The organism is Cohnella soli (genome assembly GCF_042655525.1).
Taxonomy (GTDB): domain Bacteria; phylum Bacillota; class Bacilli; order Paenibacillales; family Paenibacillaceae; genus Cohnella; species Cohnella soli.
Window position 1 is genome coordinate 43,783 of sequence record NZ_JBHSMI010000023.1, and the last position, 21,200, is coordinate 64,982.

At 54.6% G+C, this 21,200-nt stretch carries 17 protein-coding genes; 9 read left to right on the forward strand and 8 right to left on the reverse strand.

Going from position 1 to position 21,200, the window contains the following annotated elements; translation table 11 throughout:
- Window positions 1-69: 69 nt before the first annotated feature.
- Both ACFPOF_RS10950 and ACFPOF_RS10955 read left to right on the forward strand, forming a co-directional pair.
- Complete coding sequence (locus ACFPOF_RS10950) at window positions 70-810, forward strand: spermidine synthase (protein WP_378132435.1); 741 nt, start codon at window positions 70-72, stop codon at window positions 808-810.
- A gap of 114 nt (window positions 811-924) precedes the next feature.
- Entirely contained in the window at window positions 925-1,899 is a 975-nt protein-coding gene (locus tag ACFPOF_RS10955; protein WP_378132437.1) for an alpha/beta hydrolase, read from the forward strand.
- Between the two features lie 77 nt (window positions 1,900-1,976).
- Here the strand turns inward: ACFPOF_RS10955 and ACFPOF_RS10960 are convergent, their stop codons facing one another.
- On the reverse strand, window positions 1,977-2,579 hold the full coding sequence (locus ACFPOF_RS10960; RefSeq protein WP_378132439.1) for a TetR/AcrR family transcriptional regulator: 603 nt from the start codon (window positions 2,577-2,579) through the stop codon (window positions 1,977-1,979).
- Window positions 2,580-2,699: 120 nt separating this feature from the next.
- Here ACFPOF_RS10960 and ACFPOF_RS10965 point away from each other — a divergent pair, with 120 nt between their 5' ends.
- From ACFPOF_RS10965 to ACFPOF_RS10975, 3 genes are all read left to right on the forward strand, one after another.
- Complete coding sequence (locus ACFPOF_RS10965; RefSeq protein WP_378132441.1) at window positions 2,700-3,275, forward strand: cysteine hydrolase family protein; 576 nt, start codon at window positions 2,700-2,702, stop codon at window positions 3,273-3,275.
- Between the two features lie 54 nt (window positions 3,276-3,329).
- Complete coding sequence (locus tag ACFPOF_RS10970) at window positions 3,330-4,538, forward strand: multidrug efflux MFS transporter (protein WP_378132443.1); 1,209 nt, start codon at window positions 3,330-3,332, stop codon at window positions 4,536-4,538.
- 97 nt (window positions 4,539-4,635) lie between these two features.
- Window positions 4,636-5,577, forward strand: coding sequence for a LysR family transcriptional regulator (locus ACFPOF_RS10975; protein ID WP_378132445.1), 942 nt, complete (start codon window positions 4,636-4,638; stop codon window positions 5,575-5,577).
- A gap of 35 nt (window positions 5,578-5,612) precedes the next feature.
- Here the strand turns inward: ACFPOF_RS10975 and metE are convergent, their stop codons facing one another.
- Window positions 5,613-7,883, reverse strand: a complete 2,271-nt coding sequence (metE, locus tag ACFPOF_RS10980) for a 5-methyltetrahydropteroyltriglutamate--homocysteine S-methyltransferase (protein ID WP_378132447.1) — start codon at window positions 7,881-7,883, stop codon at window positions 5,613-5,615.
- Window positions 7,884-8,223: 340 nt separating this feature from the next.
- On the opposite strand from metE, the gene ACFPOF_RS10985 reads away from it, so the two are divergent.
- Entirely contained in the window at window positions 8,224-9,177 is a 954-nt protein-coding gene (locus ACFPOF_RS10985; RefSeq protein WP_378132449.1) for an alpha/beta hydrolase, read from the forward strand.
- Window positions 9,178-9,248: 71 nt separating this feature from the next.
- Here the strand turns inward: ACFPOF_RS10985 and ACFPOF_RS10990 are convergent, their stop codons facing one another.
- The 6 genes from ACFPOF_RS10990 to ACFPOF_RS11015 form a co-directional block, all read right to left on the reverse strand.
- A complete protein-coding gene (locus ACFPOF_RS10990; RefSeq protein ID WP_378132451.1) occupies window positions 9,249-10,049 on the reverse strand; it encodes an AraC family transcriptional regulator in 801 nt (266 codons plus the stop codon).
- Window positions 10,050-10,200: 151 nt separating this feature from the next.
- Entirely contained in the window at window positions 10,201-11,655 is a 1,455-nt protein-coding gene (locus ACFPOF_RS10995) for an aldehyde dehydrogenase (protein ID WP_378132452.1), read from the reverse strand.
- A 15-nt stretch (window positions 11,656-11,670) separates the two neighbouring features.
- Window positions 11,671-12,810: a glycerate kinase gene (locus ACFPOF_RS11000; protein ID WP_378132454.1), complete on the reverse strand. Its 1,140-nt coding sequence runs from the start codon at window positions 12,808-12,810 to the stop codon at window positions 11,671-11,673.
- A gap of 75 nt (window positions 12,811-12,885) precedes the next feature.
- Window positions 12,886-14,040, reverse strand: a complete 1,155-nt coding sequence (locus tag ACFPOF_RS11005) for a dihydrodipicolinate synthase family protein (RefSeq protein WP_378132456.1) — start codon at window positions 14,038-14,040, stop codon at window positions 12,886-12,888.
- Window positions 14,021-15,205 (reverse strand): Gfo/Idh/MocA family protein, encoded by a 1,185-nt coding sequence (locus ACFPOF_RS11010; protein WP_378132458.1) that lies wholly within the window; start codon window positions 15,203-15,205, stop codon window positions 14,021-14,023. Before ACFPOF_RS11010 ends, ACFPOF_RS11005 begins: the two co-directional genes overlap by 20 nt.
- Before the next feature lie 48 nt (window positions 15,206-15,253).
- Window positions 15,254-16,072 (reverse strand): sugar phosphate isomerase/epimerase family protein, encoded by an 819-nt coding sequence (locus ACFPOF_RS11015; protein WP_378132460.1) that lies wholly within the window; start codon window positions 16,070-16,072, stop codon window positions 15,254-15,256.
- A gap of 294 nt (window positions 16,073-16,366) precedes the next feature.
- On the opposite strand from ACFPOF_RS11015, the gene ACFPOF_RS11020 reads away from it, so the two are divergent.
- From ACFPOF_RS11020 to ACFPOF_RS11030, 3 genes are all read left to right on the forward strand, one after another.
- Complete coding sequence (locus ACFPOF_RS11020) at window positions 16,367-17,224, forward strand: class II fructose-bisphosphate aldolase (RefSeq protein ID WP_378132462.1); 858 nt, start codon at window positions 16,367-16,369, stop codon at window positions 17,222-17,224.
- A 450-nt stretch (window positions 17,225-17,674) separates the two neighbouring features.
- Entirely contained in the window at window positions 17,675-19,459 is a 1,785-nt protein-coding gene (locus ACFPOF_RS11025; RefSeq protein WP_378132464.1) for a sensor histidine kinase, read from the forward strand.
- Window positions 19,434-21,098 carry a response regulator transcription factor gene (locus ACFPOF_RS11030; RefSeq protein WP_378132466.1) on the forward strand — a complete coding sequence of 555 codons (1,665 nt, stop codon included), beginning with the start codon at window positions 19,434-19,436 and terminating at the stop codon, window positions 21,096-21,098. Before ACFPOF_RS11025 ends, ACFPOF_RS11030 begins: the two co-directional genes overlap by 26 nt.
- The last annotated feature ends 102 nt before the right edge of the window (window positions 21,099-21,200 follow it).

Below are 21,200 nucleotides of genomic sequence, written 5' to 3' on the forward strand. Positions count from 1 at the left end.
GCATAAAGAGGTGTTTATGGGCGCCCCCGGGGCAATACAGGAAACCTTCCGCTAGAAGGAGTCGGATTTATGCGACTTGTGATCAAGGAAACGACACCGTACAACGAGATCGGCGTATACGAAACGTCCGAGCTATACGGGGAAAAAGGAAGCTATCGGATATTAAAGTTCGCGGACGAGGCGGTTCAAGGCGCGCTGGATTTGAACGATCCGGGAAGAGTTGTCCTCGCTTATCAGCAAGCCGTTATTCACTTGATGCAGACGAACGTCCCGGCGGCTTATTCGAACATATTCTTGATCGGGCACGGGATCGGCACGATCGCCCGCCATGACCCGGATGTACGCTTCACCGTTGCGGAGATCGACGGGCAACTGTTGGAAATCAGCCGTTGCCATTTCGGCTATGGCATGGACAACGTACGTATCGGAGACGGTCGCAGCCTGCTGGAGTCAGAGGCATCGGAAACCTACGACGCAATCATCGTCGACGCGTTTACCGCAGAAGGGACGCCGTCCCGTTTTACGACAACGGCTTTCTTCGAGACGGTGAAAGAGAAGCTTGCGGCTGGCGGCATCGTTCTGCTGAACCTCTTCGGTAAACGAATCAACGACAGGCTGACGGCGGCCATCCGTTCGACCCTCGGAGAGAAGTTCGCGCATACGCAAGTCTTTTTCCGTCCGACAAACGCCGCCGATGATGAAGGAAATCTCATTATAGCGGGCAGCGATGAGCAGGTCGCATACAAGGAACGACAGATGGCCGGTTTCCGGGAGATCGAGATCGTGGAAGGTCATATCATTCGGGATTAGAGCGGGTCTATTTCCGCGATATTTAAGACAGAATTAAGATTCCGTTTCCACTTGGATAAGGCAGAGCGGTTAGGATAAAAGGAGGACAACCGCGAATGAGGGAGAGTACACGAGATGAGGAAGTGGCGTAGAAGACTAGGAAAGGCGGCAATCTTCGGTTTGCTGGCCGTTCTCGTTTTATTGGGAATAGGCGCGATCTATGAACAGGCGAGCGTACGGAAAGACCGAAAGTCGTACACCCCGAGCGGCAAGCTTTATGAGGTGGACGGAAGAAAGATGCACGTTTACGCCGGAGGCCAGGGGGACGTCACAGTCGTATTCGCGTCCGGTTGGGGCACGGCTAATCCTTACGTCGACTTCTATCCGTTGTACGAGAAGCTTGCTCCGCATGTCAAATTCGCGGTGTACGACCGGTTCGGTTACGGCTACAGCGACACGACGGACAGGAAGCGAGACATCGACACGATAACGGACGAGATTCATGAAGCGCTCAAGGCGTCCGGCCAGCAACCTCCGTACGTGTTCGTCGCCCATTCGCTAGGTTCCCTCGAGACAATCCGATACGCACAGCGTTATACGGACGAGGTGAAAGGCATCGTCATGGTCGACGGCGGAAGCCCGGAGTATTATTTCGACGATACGGAGAAACCGCCGACCGGAGGTTGGCTAAGCAAGCTGTTCATTCGGACGGGGCTCGTTCGGCTGCTGTTCCAATCCGACGCCGCGGTGGAGAACTCGCGCGCGGCGCGCAACGGTTTAAAGTTCGTGCCGGATGAACTGAAGAAGATCGATCGGACGGCTGCGTTGCTGAAGCTCGACAACGCCAATATGAACGATGAGTTGCGCCTGTCGCGGACGAACGCGAAGGTTGTATTGGACGGCCTGAAGCCCTTGCCCATCCCGCTTACCATCTTGACCGCCGATTACTTCGGAAAGGCCGACAAGCGGTGGGAAGAATTCGAGAAAGCTTTCGCGTCCTGGTCCGTCCAGTCTAAGCAAGTGGTCGTTAAGAATACGGAGCACTACATGCATCAGTACCGCCCCGATCTCGTCGCCGAAGAAATTTTGGCTTTAGCCTATAAGAGGTAAGCTGGATTACGCAAATGAAAAGCGGCAGCCCCGGAGTAATGCCAACCCGGAGGCTGCCGCTTTTTCGCGTACACAAGTCAGTCGATGAACGTCAGACAAATTTGCTCCAAGAACGTCTCAGCCGAATATCCGCGCTCGTCTTTTTGGAAAGAATACGATTCACTGCTTAAAGCGAGCAGCAGCATATCGGCTTTGAAGACGCTGTTCGGCCGATGCGGCCCAGGCGGGTTCATCTCATCGAACAGATCGACGAGCAATTGGTGCAGCTCGAGATACAGAGGGCTCTGCGTCCGGGATCTGGATCGATTGGTGGAGGCAGATTCTTCGACGCCCTTCAGCAGCTGGGACTTCTTCTCCCTGAAGCGGATAAATAAAGTCAGCAGCCCCTTCAGTCGAAGCCGAGCCGGTTCCGCCCGGTGCTGTGTCAAATGGGATTCGATATCCTCGAAGAGAAGTACGATGTTTTCTTTCATTAAGTCGAGGCAAAGCTCGCCCTTGTTGCGGTAACGGCGATAGAGGGTCCCGGGGCCGATCTGCGCTTCGATGGCGATCTGGTTCATGCTGACTTGCTCGACGCCCTGTTGTTCGAATAGCCGAAGCGCCGCGTCTAAGATGCGCTGACGGTTCTCGGCGGCATCTCTGCGTTCGGAGCGGCCTGGGTTTTCTTCGATATCGTTCATCTTTTCATCACGTCCTGGGGGTCAATGGTGGGGCGCTTGACAATCGGAGACGTCTCCGTTTATGATCAAGTGGAGAGTTCTCCGGTTAATATTATCATATGAAAAAGGAGCTTACAACCGATGTCTAATCGTTCGAATGCAGCACTGCTGCTCATGGACGTTCAGAATGCGATCGCGGGGAGGTATGCGGACGCCGCCGGAGCCGACGTGCTGCACCCGTTTCGCCGGGCGCTGGAGGCAGCCCGCAACCGCGGCATTCCGGTTATTTTCGTACGGCTCGCGTTCCGAGAAGGTTACCCCGAGATTAGCCCGCGGAACAAGATGTTCTCCAGAGTCGCCGATGCATGGGGGGCGATGTCTCCCGCGGATTTCGGCGCGCAAATCCACGAAGCCGTACAACCTTTGCCCGTCGAGCCGATCGTCACGAAACTGCGCGTGAGCGCGTTCGTCGGCAGCGATCTGGAAGTCATTCTCCGCTCCCGCGGCATCGATACGCTGATTCTGAGCGGCATTGCCACGAGCGGCGTCGTCCTGTCGACGCTACGGGAAGCGGCGGACAAGGATTATGCGTTGACCGTGTTATCGGATGCTTGCCTGGACGCCGACCCCGAGGTTCATCGCGTTCTCGTGGAGAAAGTATTCCCACGCCAGGCGGACGTGCTGACCGTTGACGCTTGGATCGATGCTTTGGATTGATACTGCGGCCTGCCGAAGGCGGAAACTTCGCGTCTAGAAAGAAGGCTTGGCGCCATGCCGACATGGAAAAGAAATTTGATCGTCTGCTGGTTCGGGATGTTCGTGTCCGGCGTGGGCATGAGCATGCTCGCGCCCGTCTTGCCGCTCTACATTCGCCACATCGGGATCGACGGCGAAGGCGCGATCGCGCAGTATTCCGGCGTCGCTTTCGGGGTTACTTTTATCATTTCTGCTGTTTTCTCGCCGATATGGGGCATCGCCGCTGACAAATTCGGCCGTAAACCGATGCTGCTGCGAGCAAGCTTAGGGATGGCTATCGTGATCGGGTGCATGGGCTTTGCGACGAACGTGTACGTGCTCATCGGATTGAGGCTGCTGCAAGGCGTGATCACAGGTTACGCGACGGCGTGTACGACCCTGATCGCCACTCAGACGGACAAGGAGCATACGGGCTATGCGCTAGGTTTGCTATCGACGGCCAGCATCGCCGGTTCCCTGCTTGGGCCGTCGATCGGCGGTTTTATCGAGGAAGGCTTCGGTTTGCGGAATGTGTTCTTCATCACCGGCGGCCTGCTGTTGATCGCATTCGTAGCGACGGCTGCGTTCGTGAAGGAATCGTTCGTTCGCGAGAATAAGAAGACGATAAATTTCAAGGAAGTATGGCGCAGACTCCCCGAGAAAAATCTGACGCTGACGATGTTCGCGACTTTTTTTGTTTTGACGGTGGCTTTATATTCCGTGGAGCCTGTGCTTACTGTCTACATTACCGGTTTGACGCGCCATTCCGACCATATTGCCTTGATCGCCGGTCTTACCTTTTCCGCTTCGGGACTGGCAAACATTATCGCTGCGCCAAGGTTGGGCAAACTATCCGACAAAATCGGCGTGCACAAAATCATGCTGGTCTCCCTGATTGCGGCGGGCCTATTGTTCATCCCTCAAGCGTTCGTGAGCAATCCGTGGCAGCTGATGGGCCTTCGTTTCGCGCTCGGGTTAACGGCAGCCGGACTGACACCTTCGGTGAACGTTCTAATCAAGAAAATAACGCCGGCTTCCCTGACGGGACGAGTGTTCGGGTTCGCGATGTCGGCAGGTTATTTGGGCGTCTTCGCGGGTTCCATATTGGGCGGGCAAGTGGCGGCGTGGTTCGGAGTGCGGTATGTTTTCCTCATTACCGGAACTTTGTTGCTGGCTAATGCGGCATGGGTTTACTATCGCGTCTACAAGAAACTCAATCGGCCTGGGCAGCTTGCGGCAAGCTAGAACGGGATGCGGTACGAATAAAGACGCGCGAAATCGCGCTATTCGGCGGCAAAATCCGATATACTAATAGAATCTTCCCTTGTAAGGACGGATTCGAATGACGCTTCAGCAATTAAAATATATTCTGACGATCGTCAACCACGGCTCGATCAGCGAAGCGGCCAAGCAACTGTTCATCTCGCAGCCCAGCTTGTCCAGCGCGGTGAAGGAACTCGAACAGGAGATCGGCATCGAGATCTTCCTACGTACTTCAAGAGGCATCGTGCTATCGAACGAAGGGGCCGAGTTTCTCTCGTACGCCAGACAGGTCGTCGAGCAGTCGGAACTGCTCGAGCAGAGGTATATGAACAAGAAACCTTCGAAAAAATTGTGCTCTATCTCGACGCAGCATTATGCTTTTGCCGTTCAGGCTTTTGTCGGTCTCCTCAAGGACTTGAACACGAACGAGTACGAGTGCACGCTGCGCGAGACGAGGACACACGAGATTATTGAAGATGTCCGATACATGCGCAGCGAGATCGGCATTCTGTACCTCAATGACTTCAACCGCAAGGTGATCGAGAAAATATTGAAGGAAAGCGAATTGCAGTTCCACCCGCTGTTCCTCGCCGAGCCGCACGTCTTTATCAGTTCCGCGCATCCGCTCGCGAAGAAGTCCATTCTGGACATCTCAGATTTGGACGATTATCCGTGCCTAGCTTTCGAGCAGGGGGAGTACAACTCTTTTTACTTCTCGGAAGAGATTCTAAGCACGAGGTCGCAGAAGAAAAAAATTCTCGTGAGCGATCGAGCGACGCTGTTTAATCTGGCCATCGGGTTAAACGGGTTTACGATCAGCTCAGGCGTGTTGAACGAGGATTTGAACGGCGAGCAGATCATCTCGGTGCGGCTGAACACGGATGAACATATGGAGATCGGCTACATCACGAACAAAAAAGCGAATTTGAGCCAGCTGGCCGCGAGCTACGTAAGCAAGCTCAAATCCGTCATCTCGGACTTCGGATATCCGATCATACGCCAAGAGGATGAACTCGTGTGAGTTCATCCTCTTTTTTGTCGACGATACAACAAACCTTATAACGTAGCCCGGACCTCTTTCGCCGCTTGAACGAGGTGCTTCAGGCTGGCCCAAGTTTCGTTTACGCCGCGTGTTTTCAGCCCGCAATCGGGATTGACCCACAGCTTCGCGACGTCGATCTTATCCAACATGCGCGCCAGCCCTTGCTTCAGTTCGTCCACGCTCGGAATGCGCGGAGAGTGGATGTCGTAGACGCCCGGCCCGACTTCCGTCTGGAAGCCGCACTCGTTGATGGCGTCGATGATCGCCAGATCCGAGCGGGACGCCTCGAATGTAATGACGTCCGCGTCCATCGCGTCGATGTCGCGAATAATATCGCTGAACTGGCTGTAGCACATATGAGTGTGAATTTGCGTGTCCGCTTTCACGCCGCTGTGTACGAGTCGGAAGGCAGGGATCGCCCAGCTCAAGTACTCGGCTTGCCAATCCGACTGCCTGAGCGGTAATTTCTCGCGGAGCGCCGCCTCGTCGATCTGAATGATCTCGATGCGGTTCGCTTCCAGGTCCAGCACTTCGTCCCGGATCGCCAGCGCGATCTGCAGTGCGCTCGTCTTCAGGCTGATGTCTTCCCGTGGGAACGACCAGTTCAGAATCGTTACCGGACCGGTAAGCATTCCTTTAACGGGCTTGTCGGTCAAGCTAGTGGCGTATGCCGAATACTCGACCGTCATCGGTTTGGAGCGGCTGATATCTCCCCATACGATCGGCGGTTTGACGCATCTCGTGCCATACGATTGTACCCAGGCGTACTCTGTGAAAATAAAGCCGTCGAGGCATTCGCCGAAGTATTCGACCATATCGTTACGCTCGTATTCTCCATGAACGAGGACATCCAGGCCGATCTCTTCCTGCTGTGCGACACACGCAGCGATTTGGTCAAAGTTAAACTGCTTGTATTGCGCTTCTGTAATGGCGCCTTTCTTGAAGGAGAAGCGGTTCGCCCGCACGTCAGCCGTCTGCGGGAACGAGCCGATCGTTGTCGTTGGCAGCGGCGGCAAGTTAAACTTCGTTTTCTGAATCGATTCTCGCTCGGCGAACGCAGGCAATCTTGTAAAGTCCGCATCCGTCAAGCCAGCTAGGCGTGCTTGTACGGCATCGTTGTTCGCGAGGCGGCTGCCGTTAAAGAGCGCTTCATTGTGAATATAGGCGTCTGTCGCATAAGGATCGGCTTGCGCGATAATCGACTTAAGCTCCGCGAACTCGCGCAGCTTCTCCTCGGCGAACGAGAAATGAAGCTTGTTCTCTTCGGACAGCTTCTTTTCGTGCTTCAACGAATAAGGCACGTGAAGAAGCGAGCAGGAGGAGCTGATGACGAGCTGCTTAGCATGGCCTTTTAATTCCTGGATGAGCGCGAGCGTGTTTTTGTATTTGTTTTTCCAGATGTTCTTGCCGTTCACGACGCCGGCGAATAGCACTTTATCGTCCCCGAAGCCGAACTGCCGCACGAGGTCGAGCGATTGCTTACCTTCGACGAAGTCGATGCCGATGCCATCGAACGGAAGAGCTTGCAACTCGCTGTAGCCGTCGCGCACATCGCCGAAGTACGTCTGAAGAAGCACTTTCACGCTACCCTTGGCGGATAGAATGCGAGTATACAACTGCGAGAACAGCGCAAGGTCTTCCTTGGACACGTCTGTGACCAACTGCGGCTCGTCGAGCTGAATCCACTCCGCGCCAAGCTCGTTCAGGCGGGAGAGTACAGCCACGTAAGTGTCGGCCGTTGCTTGAACGAAATCTGCCGCTTGTTTGGCGCCTGTATATTTGGCCAGCTTCAGCAATGTGAAGGCGCCGATCAATACCGGCTTCGTTTTGACGTTCTGTTGCTGCGCTTCAAGGAACTCATCGAACAGCTTCGTGCCTGCGAGGCTGATGCTCGTGGAGTCGTCGATCTCGGGCACCATGTAGTGGTAGTTCGTGTTGAACCATTTTTTCATCGCCAATGCTTTTACATCGCCGCGTTCGCCCTGATATCCTCTCGCCATCGCGAAGTACGTCTCCAGCGGTGTCAGACCGAGCGCTTGGTAGCGCTGCGGGACGATATTGAGCAGGCACGCCGTATCGAGCAGACCGTCGTAGAAGGAGAAGTCGTTCGACGGGATGAAGTCGATGTTGTTTTGTTGTTGAATTTGCCAGTGAGCGGCTCTCAATTCAGCGGCTGTGCGGTGCAACTCATCAGCGTTAATCTCGCCTTTGAAATATTTCTCGGAAGCGAATTTCAATTCTCTTAAAGACCCGACACGCGGGTAACCGATAATGGATGTTTTCAATTCGGCAGCTCCTCATACTGAATGTTGAATGTTGCTCTCAGTATAGGGGCGCGGAGCTGTTATCGGGAAACACATAAATACTATGTTGAGGTATAGTTTTTTTCTATGGCGGGACCTGCCTGGAGGCTTCGCGCAGGAGCGTGATGATGCTCGGAGGGCGTATCACAAATAGTGTTAGACGGAGATTAGAACTACGAATAGAATCTTCAGTATAAAATCGTAAGAGTAGAGTCTGCACTATTAATGGTTTAAAATGTAAAGATGCGATGTGACCATATTGCCTGTAGAATGTTTTTGGCGAGTCCTATGTAGGCTTGGGGAGAAAGGAACTGCAAATTTCATGAATAAGTTTTCAACATATAATCAATCGTTGATCTATTGGAAACAATATCAGAAGTTTTTTCCTGAAGAAATGCAGATAAATGAAGACCATTTACCAACAGAAGAATGGATATCTTGGAACAATGTTCATATTCATCTGGATCGTATGCCTGTTCCGCATGCAAAATTAAAAATTGTTTTCATTCATGGTGCTGGTGGCAATGGCAGATTGTTGGCTCCTTATGCACGAATACTGCAAAAATACGGTTATGAAGTCGTGTCGCCGGATCTACCGCCTTATGGTTTAAGTTATACAAATTCGGGAAAATTATTGGATTATCAGCTTTGGATTGACATACTTATTGAACTGATCGATCAGGAATTAAAACGGGACGGCAAGCCTATTATCTTACTAGGCACCAGTATAGGAGGCATGTTAGCTTATCACACCGCCGTACAAAGTAAGCGAGTCAAAGGGTTAATTGCAACGACATTTGTTGATACGAGTGATTCGAAAGTTCGTGATCAGTTAGCTCCTAACAAACTCATTAGTCGGTTAGGAAAATTTTTGATGGACAATTTCCCTTTTTTATTAGATTCCTTGCCTATCTCTGTTAATCATGTATCTCGGATGAAATTGATTACGAACAACGTCGATATGACCAAACTCATTATGAACGATGCTCATGCGGCAGGCACGAAAATCCCTTTACGCTTATTAAGAACGTTCTTAAATATGAAACCGGTAATAAAACCTGAGAATTTTGATGTTTGTCCGGTATTACTCGTTCATCCTCAATTAGACCCTATGACTCCTTATAGCTTCAGTAAACCGTTTTTTGACAATATAAAATGTAAAAAAGAATATGTAGTTTTAGAGGGTGCTGGTCATTTTCCGATTGAACAACGGGGGCTGGAGCAGATGAATGTTGCTGTGCTTTCTTTTTTGAAAACAGTAGAGAATGAACTATAAGTAGCATAAACGTCAGTTAAAAGTACAGGTCAAACGCGTCAAATCAACATCGTGAGTCTAATACTTTATTTTTATTGGACACTGACTTTTGTCATCTGGCGATATTTGCTTGGAGACACCATCGTCGCGTTTTTGAAAATGCGGTTGAAGGTGGGCAGCGACTCGCAGCCAATCTCGAAGCAGATCGATACGATATCCTTCTTCGTCTCCGCGAGCAGCTTCTTGGCGACGCCGACCCGGACAACGGTCAAGTATTGCAGCGGCGTCAGTCCGAATTTGCCTTTGAAAATATTATCGCAATAACGCACGCTGATGCCGAATTGAAACGCGAGATCGGCCGAAGTAATGTGCTGAAAATAGTTCGTGTCGATATAGTGTTTGATTTTCTCGGCGCGAAGCTCGTTGGCGTTCAAATATACGGAAGGCTGCTGCGCCCGGGCTAGCAGAAGAAGAATCTGCAACAGTTGAATACGCATCGACCAGTCGCTTAGCGCGTCTTCTTTGCGCTGTTCGAATAGCAGTTTCCTGAGTAGCAACTTCATTTCGTTAGCGTTAACCGAGTTGAGCTTCAAGAGCGCGCCATGCGGAAAATAACCGCGGCTCCACTCCTCGAGGCCCGGCAACTGAGCCGGCACATCATCGAAGGCGAGCACGAGAAGCGTAAGGCGGGAGTCGGACGACACGGAATGCTCTGTGAGCGGAGGAATGACGACGACGTGATCTTCGGACAACTGGGACGTGCCGTCTTTCATCCGAATGAGCCCGTCGCCTTCGATGACGTACAGAAGCTGGTAATATTCATGGCGATGAACGTTGATGACATAACTTTCATCATGCCGGCTTTCGTACAGATGAATGCGGCAGTTCGTCATACGCGTGCCTCCGTTTTCCATTGCGGGCGCGACTACGCTTGCGCCGATGTTCTCCCCATTATAGCGAAATCGGAGTCTCCCTGTAAGGATGACGCCGCACGGCATGCCAAAAAGCCGGGAGCGCGAACGCCCCGGCTCATTTTCCAACAGGTCAATACTTGATGCAGATCGTCGATACTTCGCTGTAGAAATCGAGGCTGAACATGCCACCTTGGCGACCGATGCCGCTCATTTTCTCGCCGCCGTAAGGCGTTCGAGGGTCGCGCAGGAACCAGGTGTTCACCCAGGTCAGTCCGGCTTCGATCGCGTGGGCAACTCGGAACGCCCGGCTGCTGTCTTTCGTCCAGACAGACGCGCTCAGCCCGTAATGGGTGTCATTCGCGTAGCCGATCACTTCTTCTTCGGTATCGAACGGTTGCACGGTAACGACCGGACCGAAAATCTCCTCGCCGATGACGCGGCAATCCTGGGTTAGACTAGTAATGATCGTCGGCTCTACGTAATATCCCTTATCGGATACGCGTGCGGGTCCGCCGCCTGCAATGACCTGGCCGCCTTCTTGCTTGGCCAGTTCGATATATTCCAGCACGCGCTCGTAATGCTGTTTGCTGATCAACGCGCCGATATTCGTGTTCGGCTGGAGCGGGTCGCCGACGATCTGCTGCTTCGTGCGCTCGGCGAACCGTTCGAGGAATTGCTCATAGATCGGCCGCTGCACGTAGATGCGGGAGCCGCACAAGCATACCGCGCCCTGGTTGATGAAGCTGCTTCGCAGAGACGTGTCCACCACTTCGTCCAGATCGCAATCGGCGAAAATAATATTCGGATTTTTGCCGCCAAGCTCGAACGAAAGCCGCTTTAAGCTTGCAGCGCCAGCTTTCATGATGCTTTTGCCTGTCGACGTCTCGCCGGTGAAGGCGATCGCCCGGATGTCCGGGTGCTCCGCCATCGCTTCGCCTACAGAGCGACCCGCGCCGTTGACGATGTTGATGACGCCGTCCGGCAGACCAGCTTCCTTGCAAATCTCGCCGAGCAGCGTCGCGGTCATCGGCGTCCAGCGGGCCGGCTTCAGCACGACGGTGTTGCCCATCGCGAGAGCAGGCGCCAGCTTGGCGCTCAGCAGCAGCAACGGCAGGTTCCACGGGTTAATCATCCCGACGACGCCGAGCGGACGGCGCACGACGAAGTTCATCGCGCCTTGCTCCATCGGGTACGCGTCCGTGCCCATTGTAGAGATGAAATTAGCATAGAAATGATAGCTGCCTGCGGAACGCACCATGTCGATGTTGGTGGACAGCCACAGCGGCTTGCCCGTATCCATCGTCTCCAGCATCGCGAGTTCGTCTTTGCGATGCAAAATAATATCCCCGATTTTTCGCAAAATGGCTGCCCGCTCGCTCAGCTTCGACTGCTTCCAGCCGTTGTTGAACGCCCTCTTAGCGGCAGCCACCGCGAGGTCAACTTCAGCCTTGCCGCCTTCCGCTATCCGGCCGATCACCTGCTCCGTCGCCGGATTGATGTTGTCGAATGTCGGCGATGCCCCCAAATCGATATATTGCCCGTCGATGAAGTGCCGACAATCCATGCCTTGCGCGCCATTTCCCATCGGAGATTCCTCCTGCTAATGTAGAGTATCGCGCCACTGCGCCGTCAATCGTTCCATCACATCGGTCAGCACTTGCGCCGCATGCGCTATCGCGTAATCGGCAGTTACGCCGCCTTCTTCCGTTAAGCTGGCAATTCGGCTTACGCCGTGCTCTAGCATCACTTCTACACCGGGCCCGACGGAGCCGACGACCAGCCATGCTGGAACGCCTGCGCGCTGGGCAGTTGTCGACACGCCGAACGGCGTCTTGCCATACTGTGTCTGCGCATCGCTGCGTCCTTCTCCGGTAATGACGAGGTCGGTGCCTTCCAGCTTTCGCTCCAGCTCCGAAGCGCGAACGACTAACTCCACTCCGCTCTTCAACTCTGCCCGAAGGAACGCCATCGCCCCTGCGCCAAGCCCTCCGGCTGCGCCCGCACCGGGCCGTTCAGCCACGTCAACGCCGAGTTCCTGATGAATAACGTCGGCATAATGCGCCAAGTTCCGGTCCAGTTCCTCTACCATTTCCGGCGTCGCACCTTTCTGAGGACCATAGACAAAGCTCGCGCCTGTCGGGCCGCACAGCGGGTTCTGCACATCGCATGCGACTTGGAACGAGCATGAGGCCAAGCGTTCGTCCAAAGCGGACAGATCGATTCGCTGCAGCCGCCCGAGAGCGCCTCCGCCAGGCGACAACTCACTACTGTCCTCGTCCAGCAGTTTTGCTCCGAGTGCCTGAGCCATGCCCGCCCCGCCGTCATTTGTCGCGCTGCCGCCGATGGCAAGCAAGAAGGAGCGACAGCCGTCGTCCAGCGCTTGGCGGATCAACTCGCCCGTCCCGTATGTCGAGGCCGACAGCGGATCGCGGTGTTCGGCGGGCACAAGCGTGATGCCCGAAGCTTCCGCCATCTCGATGACGGCTGTTGTTCCGTCTCCAAGGACGCCGTATTGCGCCTGCACTGGATCACCGAGCGGACCGCGAACTGTAACCGCTCTCATTTGTCCGCCGGTAGCATCGACTAGGCACTGTGCGGTTCCTTCGCCGCCATCGGCCATCGGTACTTGTACGATTTCTGCATCGGGCATAACCCGTCGAATGCCTGTCTCCATTGCTTCGCAAGCCAATTGTGCCGTCAAACTGCCTTTGAACGAATCGGGCGCTAATACGATTTTCATAATAGGGAGCACTCCTTCGAGGTCTGGTCATGACCCTATTGTAACGTTGCGTCCGCCGCCCGTCGACTTTGCGCCTTACTCGATGCCCGCCAGCGCAAGGACGCGTTTCATCCTGACGACTGCTAGATCGGGATCGGTCAGCAGTCCGGCCTGATCGGCCAGAATGAACAGCTCCGCCAGATGCGTCGCCGATCTCGCGCCTTCCGCTCCCCCGATCATGCGGAAGTGCGGCTGATGCCCGTTCAGGTACGCCATGAACACGACGCCTGTCTTGTACGCATAAGTTGGTGCTTGGAAAATATGCCGCGACAGCGGGACCGTCTTGTCGAGAATGCTGTGAAACGAAGCGGTGTCTCCTCGATCCAGCGCCTGAAGTGCCGCAGCCGCAGCCGGCGCGATCGCGTCGAAGATGCCGAGCAGCGCATGGCTGAAACCATGCTCGTCGCCGCGAATTAGCTCCGGGTAATTAAAGTCGTCGCCCGTGTACATCTTCACGCCCGGCGGCAGCTTGCGGCGCATCGCGATTTCCTTGTCCGCGTCGAGCAGCGAGATCTTGATGCCGTCGACTTTGTCCGCATGATCTCGGATAATACGCAGGCATACTTCCATCGCTTCGTCGAGATCGCGATGGCCCCAATAGCCGCCCAGTTGCGGATCGAACATGCCGCCCAACCAGTGCAGAATGACCGGCTGCGACACTTGCCGCAAAATGTTGCCGTACACGCGCTCGTAATCTTCCGGACCGCGAGCACAGGCACACAGCGCTCGGCTAGCCATCAGAATGATGCGCCCGCCGTGGCCTTCGATGAACTCGCATTGCTCCCGATACGCTGCTTCCACTTGATCCAGCGTCACATTTGGCGACGGAGCCAAGTGATCCGTCCCTGCGCCGCTGGCGATCTTGCCTCCGACGGCGCGCGCTTCCGCGATCGACCGGGCGATCAGTTCCTGAGACCGGCTCCAGTTCAGCCCCATGCCCCGCTGCGCCGTATCCATCGCCTCGGCGACAGCCAGCCCGAGCGACCACAGGTGGCGGCGGTAAGCCATCGTCGCTTCCCAGTCGATCGGCGCATCGTTCAGCGGATCGGCAGGGGAGAGCGGGTCGCATACAACATGCGCGGCCGAGAACGCGATCCGGCTGGCGAAAGGCGCCCCCGTCGGCCGTTCGAACGCCGTCGTACGGCTCGGCGCATAGTCGGTCAGGGTGCCGTCACTTCTGGGCAGCAGCATGAGCGGTTCCCCCTTGAATCGTCAGCTCCGGCACGTCGATCCAGCGTCTTTCTTCCCACGATTGCAACGCCAGCTCCGACAGTTGCGTACCTTTGGCGCCTTCCAGCAAGTCCCACGGGAACGGCGTATCTTCGACGATGTGTTTCAGGAACATTTCCCATTGCACCTTAAAGCCGTTATCGAACAATTGATTGTCCGGCACTTCGTCCCATTGGGAGCGGAAGTCGAACGGGTTTGGAATGTCCGGGTTCCAGACCGGCTTGCACGTATTTACCCTGTGTTGGGCTTTGCAATCGCGGAGCCCGGCGACGGCGCTGCCTTCCGTCCCGTCGACCTGAATCGTCAACAGGTCCTCGCGGTTGACGCGCACCGTCCAAGACGAGTTTGCCTGCACGACGATGCCGCCTTCCAGTTCTAAAGTCGCGTAAGCGGCGTCGTCCGCCGTGCAGTCGTAAGGCTTGCCGGTTTCGTCCCAGCGCTTCGGAATATGCGTGACGCCGAGGCAAGAGACGCTGCGAACTTGCCCGAACAAGTTGTCCAGCACATACCGCCAATGCGCGAACATATCGACGATGATGCCGCCGCCGTCTTCCTTCCGGTAGTTCCAGGACGGTCGCTGCCCCGGCTGCCAATCGCCTTCGAACACCCAGTAGCCGAACTCCATGCGCACGGACAAAATTTTGCCGAAGAAGCCGGAATTGACTAGCCGTTTCAGTTTCATCAAGCCGGGAAGAAACAGTTTGTCTTGCACGACGCCGTTTTTCACGCCAGCCTCCGTCGCCAAACTCGCCAGCTCGATCGATTCCTCGAAGGAGGACGCCGTCGGCTTCTCGCAATAAATGTGCTTGCCTGCCGCGATAGCTTTGCGGATGCTGTTGACGCGGAACGTCGTCATCTGCGCGTCGAAATAGATAATGTTACTCGGATCGGCCAGACAGGCGTCCAGGTCCGTGCTCCAGCGAGTCAGCCCGTGTGCCTCAGCCAGCCCCTTCAGCTTGTGCTCCTGGCGGCCGACCAGTACCGGCTCCGGCATAATCGCGTCTCCGTTCGGAAGCTGCACGCCTCCTTGCTTACGAATGGCGAGAATCGAACGAATCAAGTGCTGGTTCGTTCCCATTCGCCCCGTTACTCCGTTCATAATGATGCCTACTGGAATGATTGCCATATGAGAAAAAGCCCCTTTCATTATGTGAGATGCTAAATGTGATCCGATCTAAACGTGCTCAACATACCGCTGCTTCATCTGAGCAAGCACGATGTCGCCCGGCGTATACCAGATGATCTGGTTAAAAATCTCCACTTCAATCGGCCCGCCGTAACCTGCCGTTTCCACCAATTGCCGGATGCCGCGAATATCGATTTTTCCATCGCCCATCATGCCCCGGCCCATCAGCAAGTCCGGAGTCGGCACGATCCAGTCCGATACGTGAAAACCTTTGATTCTGTCGCCCGCTCGGGCGATCTGCGCTTCCAGGTCGGGGTCCCACCATACGTGGAACACGTCGACGATGACGCCTACCTCGTCGGCCGGATAAGCTTCCGCAAGGTCGAGCGCCTGAGCCAGCGTCACCACGACGGACCGTTCTGCCGCGTACATCGGGTGCAGCGGCTCGATGCCCAACGTGATTCCTCGATCCTTCGCATAAGGTGCAAGTTCCGCAATCCCTTCCTTAACCCATTGGCGGGCGCTGCCGATATCGCGATCGGGCGCGGCTCCGCATACGAGCACGAGCACATCTGCCCACAGTTCGGCGGCTTCATCAACCGCCCGACGATTGTCGTCCAGCCTTGCGGCGCGTTCGGCTGCCGTGGCGGCGGGGAACATGCCTCCTCTGCACAAGCTGGACACTTGCAGCCCCGCGTCTCGGACGAGACGTTTGCTCGACTGAAGCCCGGCCTCGGCTACCTTTTCACGCCATAGCGCTATCCACGGAACGTCCGCGCGCACGCAGCCTTCCACTGCTTCCTGTACGTTCCATCTCTCGGTTGTTTTCTGATTAAGGCTAATTCGCCGTAAACTGCACGGTTGCACACCCGTCCCTCCTTGTCGATCGCCTGAAAGCGTATACAGCGTACGGGATTATCATACTTGGGCGGGGTGTCGCCGTCTTATCAAACAAGGAACAGTTTTCTTATAATCGGAACTAACTTTCGGCTTCACCGCGCGGCGATTTTCACATGATTTCCAGCTTATTGGTCGGGGATGACATGATCTGCCAGTTTCACATGCGATTCGCCGGCGAGAGAGCCGAAAATGTTGACTGAGGGCGTCAAATCGGAGATGATAGTCTGTAGGGATTTGAATAGGTGTAGGAGGCTGTTAAAGATGGCATTAGTATCGATGAAAGACATGCTGAACAAAGCGTTGAAAGAAGGATACGCGGTAGGTCAGTTCAACATCAACAACCTGGAATGGACGCAGGCGATTCTCGCCGCTGCCGAAGCGGAGAAATCCCCGGTCATTCTGGGCGTATCCGAAGGCGCAGCGCGTTACATGGGCGGCTTCAAAGTCGTTACGGCGATCGTTACTTCCCTCGTTGAAGAAATGAAAATTACAGTTCCTGTCGCGATCCACCTGGACCATGGCTCGAGCTTCGAGAAATGTAAAGCGGCGATCGATGCCGGATTCACTTCCGTTATGATCGACGCATCCCATGATCCGTTCGAAGAGAACGTCAGAATTACGAAAGAAGTCGTCGCTTACGCGCATGAACGCGGCGTATCCGTCGAAGCAGAGCTCGGCACGGTTGGCGGCCAAGAAGACGACGTTGTTGCTAACGGCGTAATCTACGCAGATCCTGCGGAGTGCAAAGAACTCGTAGACCGTACGGGCATCGACTGCCTCGCGCCTGCGCTTGGTTCCGTTCACGGTCCTTACAAAGGCGAGCCGAACTTGGGCTTCAAGGAAATGGAAGAAATCTGTAAAACGGCCGGTCTTCCGCTCGTACTTCACGGCGGGACAGGCATCCCGACGGAACAAATCAAGAAGTCGATCTCGCTCGGCACGGCGAAAATCAACGTGAACACCGAGAACCAAATCGAGTTCACGAAAGCCGCTCGCGCTGCGCTGGCTGCAGACCTCGAAGTATACGATCCGCGCAAATTCTTGACGCCGGGCCGCGACGCGATCAAAGCAACCGTCATCGGCAAAATCCGCGAGTTCGGTTCTTCCAACAAAGCGTAATAAATGCATCGCATAAAGCAACAACCTCCTCGACTCGGTCGGGGAGGTTGTTTTGCGTCTGAAGGCGCATAAGTCAAAAATCGCTTTGTCTGTGCCGCGTGAAGAGGAAATAACAACGATATCCAACTATGTGGTACGGATTTCGCAGTCCTTGCGAGAATAGTAACGATATGCAGTTATTTTGTGGGAAAAGCCACTGTTGTGCGGATTTTGCGCGAAATAAGTGGAGTTTCGTTGTTATTTTTACCTTTAGCACCCGGTTGACTGAAAAAAGTGGAGATATGCACTAATTCGACCGAAGGACTCCCTCACTGTTCTTCTTGCGGGTTGAACCTCTGAAACGTAAACCAATAATAGCGAGGGTAAAGATAATATAAGAGATAGTCCGGGCGGCATTCGTTATAATCGAGATAGCCACATACAGCTATGTAAAGCAGAGGAGAACCGAAAATGAAAAGCGCTTTCATCCTGTGGAGAAAATCGATTTTCACCCGGCTTATCGCAACGTTTCTATTGATCATCTCGCCGATTTATCTGGTTGCCTTTTTTATTTACAACTGGGGCATCAACAGTGTAAAGGATGAATTGAAAAGCACGATGATGTCCCAGGTAGGCTTCTATGCAAGCAATTTGGATACGGAAATCCAGCGCGTTAACGCTCTGCTGTTCAATACGCTGTATGACAGCAACTTAACGGATCTCTCCAATCTGATCACCAAGCTGTCCGATTACGACGTGTACCGCTCCGTCAATAATCTTCAGCAGCGGTTGCTCGTGCTGCAGAACAGTAACTTGTACGTCAAGAATGTAACCGCGTATATCCCCTCCGCAGATATGACCGTCTCTTCCAACACCGGCATCGGCCCGCTGAACCCGGAAGAGCTCCGCTTCTTCAACGGCGCGCGAACGGACGCAAAATCGCAGCTGCTCTTCTACCAGGACGACATTTATTTGCGTGCGCTGCTCCCACTGGACATCAACTATCGGCTGGAAAAGAAAATGCATCTGCTTACGGTGACGCTGTCGATCGATAGAATCCGCGCCGCGCTCGGGCAACTGGAGACGCGCCAGGGCAGCGGCGCCGCCCTGCTGCTGCCCGACGATCGCCTGATCGCGCCCGGAAAGATGAAGGGCGACTTCGCCGCCCGCCTGAAAGCCGAGCTTGACTCCCGGCTTGAGCGGGGCGACAGCAGCGGATCGATCCTGCTGAAAGATGAGGGGAACAGCTATTTTGCTGTCTATGTCCGGTCGGCGTATTTGAACACGACAATGGTCCAGTATGTTCCTCAGGAGGCGCTGACGGAAAAGGCCGATCGTTTCAAAACGATATTTGTCCTATTTTCATGCGCGGCCGTGCTGATCGTAGTTCTGTATATGCTGTCCTCCTTCAAATTTATCCAGCAGCCGATGCTGAAGCTGATTCGGGTGCTCAGACAAATGGAAAAAGGCAATCTGAACGTGGAGGTCACGCATGCGCGCAATGATGAATTCGGCTTTCTTTTTCAGAGAATCAACGGCATGATGCGGAATCTCAATCAGTTGATCGACCAAGTGTATAAGCAGCAAATCCTGACGCAGCGGGCCGAGCTGAAACAGCTTCAGTCGCAGATCAACCCGCACTTTCTGTACAATACCTACTTCGTGCTCTATAACATGGCGATGACCGATGATTTTGACAACGTCAAGCTGTTCACGCATCAGCTCGGCTCCTATTTCCAATACATCACCCGCAACGCCGCGGAAGACGTGCCGCTGCATGTCGAATGTGATCATGCCCGCACGTACTGCGACATCCAGAGCTTGCGTTTCTACAATCGCATCGTCGTCGATTTCGGCGATATTCCGCCCGGATACCGGGACAAGCTCGTGCCCCGGCTCATTCTGCAGCCGGTGATCGAGAACGCGTTCGAGCACGGCCTGTCCGACAAGAAGGACAGCGGGTTGCTCACGATTCGATTCGAGGAAGAATATGAAGGCTTTGCGATTACGGTTGAAGACAATGGGCCGGCTTTATCGGATGACAGAGTGAGGGAATTGAACGAGATGCTGCTGCTCGAAAGCTCCGACGCGGCGGAAATGACGGCTATCGTGAATATCCACCGCCGGCTTCGGCTCAAGTTCGGAGGGGGAAGCGGCATTGTTTTCCGACATGGCGGCAATGGCGGTCTTAAGGCGAGCATCATCGTTCGGGACAAGGAGGCGGGCACGGATGAAGAGATTGCTGATCGTGGATGACGAGCCCTTTATCGTAAACGGTCTCTATGAATATATGCTGCTCGGTTCCGGGCTGGAGCTTGACGTGTACAAAGCGTTCTCCGGCGACGAGGCGATGGAATGGCTGCAGCGGACGAAGATGGACATCGTCATTTCGGATATCCGGATGCCTGCCATGAGCGGATTGCAGTTGCTCGAACAGATCCGGAAGCGGTGGCCGCACTGCAAAGTGATACTGTTGACGGGATATAACGAGTTCGACTACGTGTATCAGGCCATTCGTTACGACGGCGTTCGTTATATGCTGAAAACCGAAGGCTACGACAAACTACTAGAGCTGGTCCGCAGTGCCGTAGCGGAAATCGACGAGGCACGCAAGTCCGAGGATCTGGTCGCTACGGCCCAACGGCAAATGAAGCTGGCGCTTCCGATTATGCAAAAGGACATGTTGCTGGCGATTCTTCGGGGTGAGCGATACACCTCTGAGCAGCGTGCCAGTCAGTTTCGCCAGTTGGGTCTTTCCTTAGATGGGGAACGGGAAGTATTCCTGATCTTGGGCAGGCTGGATTGCACGGATCGGGCAGAGGGCGCGTTTCGGGTCAAGATGGCTGTCGAAAGGTATATGGGAAGTGCATACGAGGCGGCTTTCCTGACGGGTGAAGACGCCATGCTCGTCTGGATCGTTCAGCCGGCGATCGGCGGGGAGGCGGACAATGAAAACGAAGAGGGAGACGGGGTCGTTCCGCAGCTGAAAGGCAATCTGGAGCTCGCGCTGGAAATGTGCGAGGAAACGTTCGGTTTGTCGGTTCATTTTATCGTCGACGGCCAATCCGTGTCTTGGGATCGAGCAGCTGGCCGCTATGCGGCACTTCGAACGGAATGCGGCAGCCTGCCGGACATCGGCGGAAGGGGAAGCATTATCGAGTATTCGTCCGCGAAGCCGTCCCGTCCCGTCGCGCTCGAGAGCGAAACGTTGGAATCGGCCGTACGGCAAATCAAAAGAATGGACTTGCTCGGCAGCTTCCTGGAATCAGGGCGCAAGGATGAATTTCTCGAACTGCTGGAGGAGCTGCTGCAAAGCGCGGAACAGGCGACGGAAAGCCGGCTACTTCATGCGGCGCTGAGCATCTATTATCCCTTGTCGCTGCTGCTGCTGTCCCACATTCATGCCTGGCGAATGGAGGAACGCATGAATGAGGTGGACGGCATCCATACGCAAGCGATCCGGGATCCCGCTCTCTCGCCGAATCAGGCGGCGGGATCGTTCCGTTTCATTGCGCCGCTCCTCTTCGAATGGAGGCAGAACGCGCAGATCAGCCATGCGCATTCGGCCATTTCCCACGTTCAGGATTATTTGCTGGCCAATCTCGACAAGGATTTGTCTCTCGTGCGTCTCGCGGAGGTCAGTAGGCTGAATCCGTCGTATTTGTCCCGTTTGTTCAAACAGGTGACGGGCGTCAATCTGAACGTCTACATCCAGGAGGCAAGACTGGATAAGGCGATGGAGCTGCTGCGCGATTCGGAATTCAAGGTATACGAGATCGCCAGGCTGGTAGGGTACGAGTACGCCCCCTATTTTACGAAGATATTCAAGAAACACGTCGGCATGAACCCGCAGGAATACCGCGACCGTCATTCCAACAATGTCAACAAACTATAAGCAAGTCAAAAAGTTATGCGTTTTCAGCAGAAAGCGCTTTCGGTCATAATTCGGTTCATGGAGCCTCGGATACACGGAACACATCGCTCCAAATCATCCAAT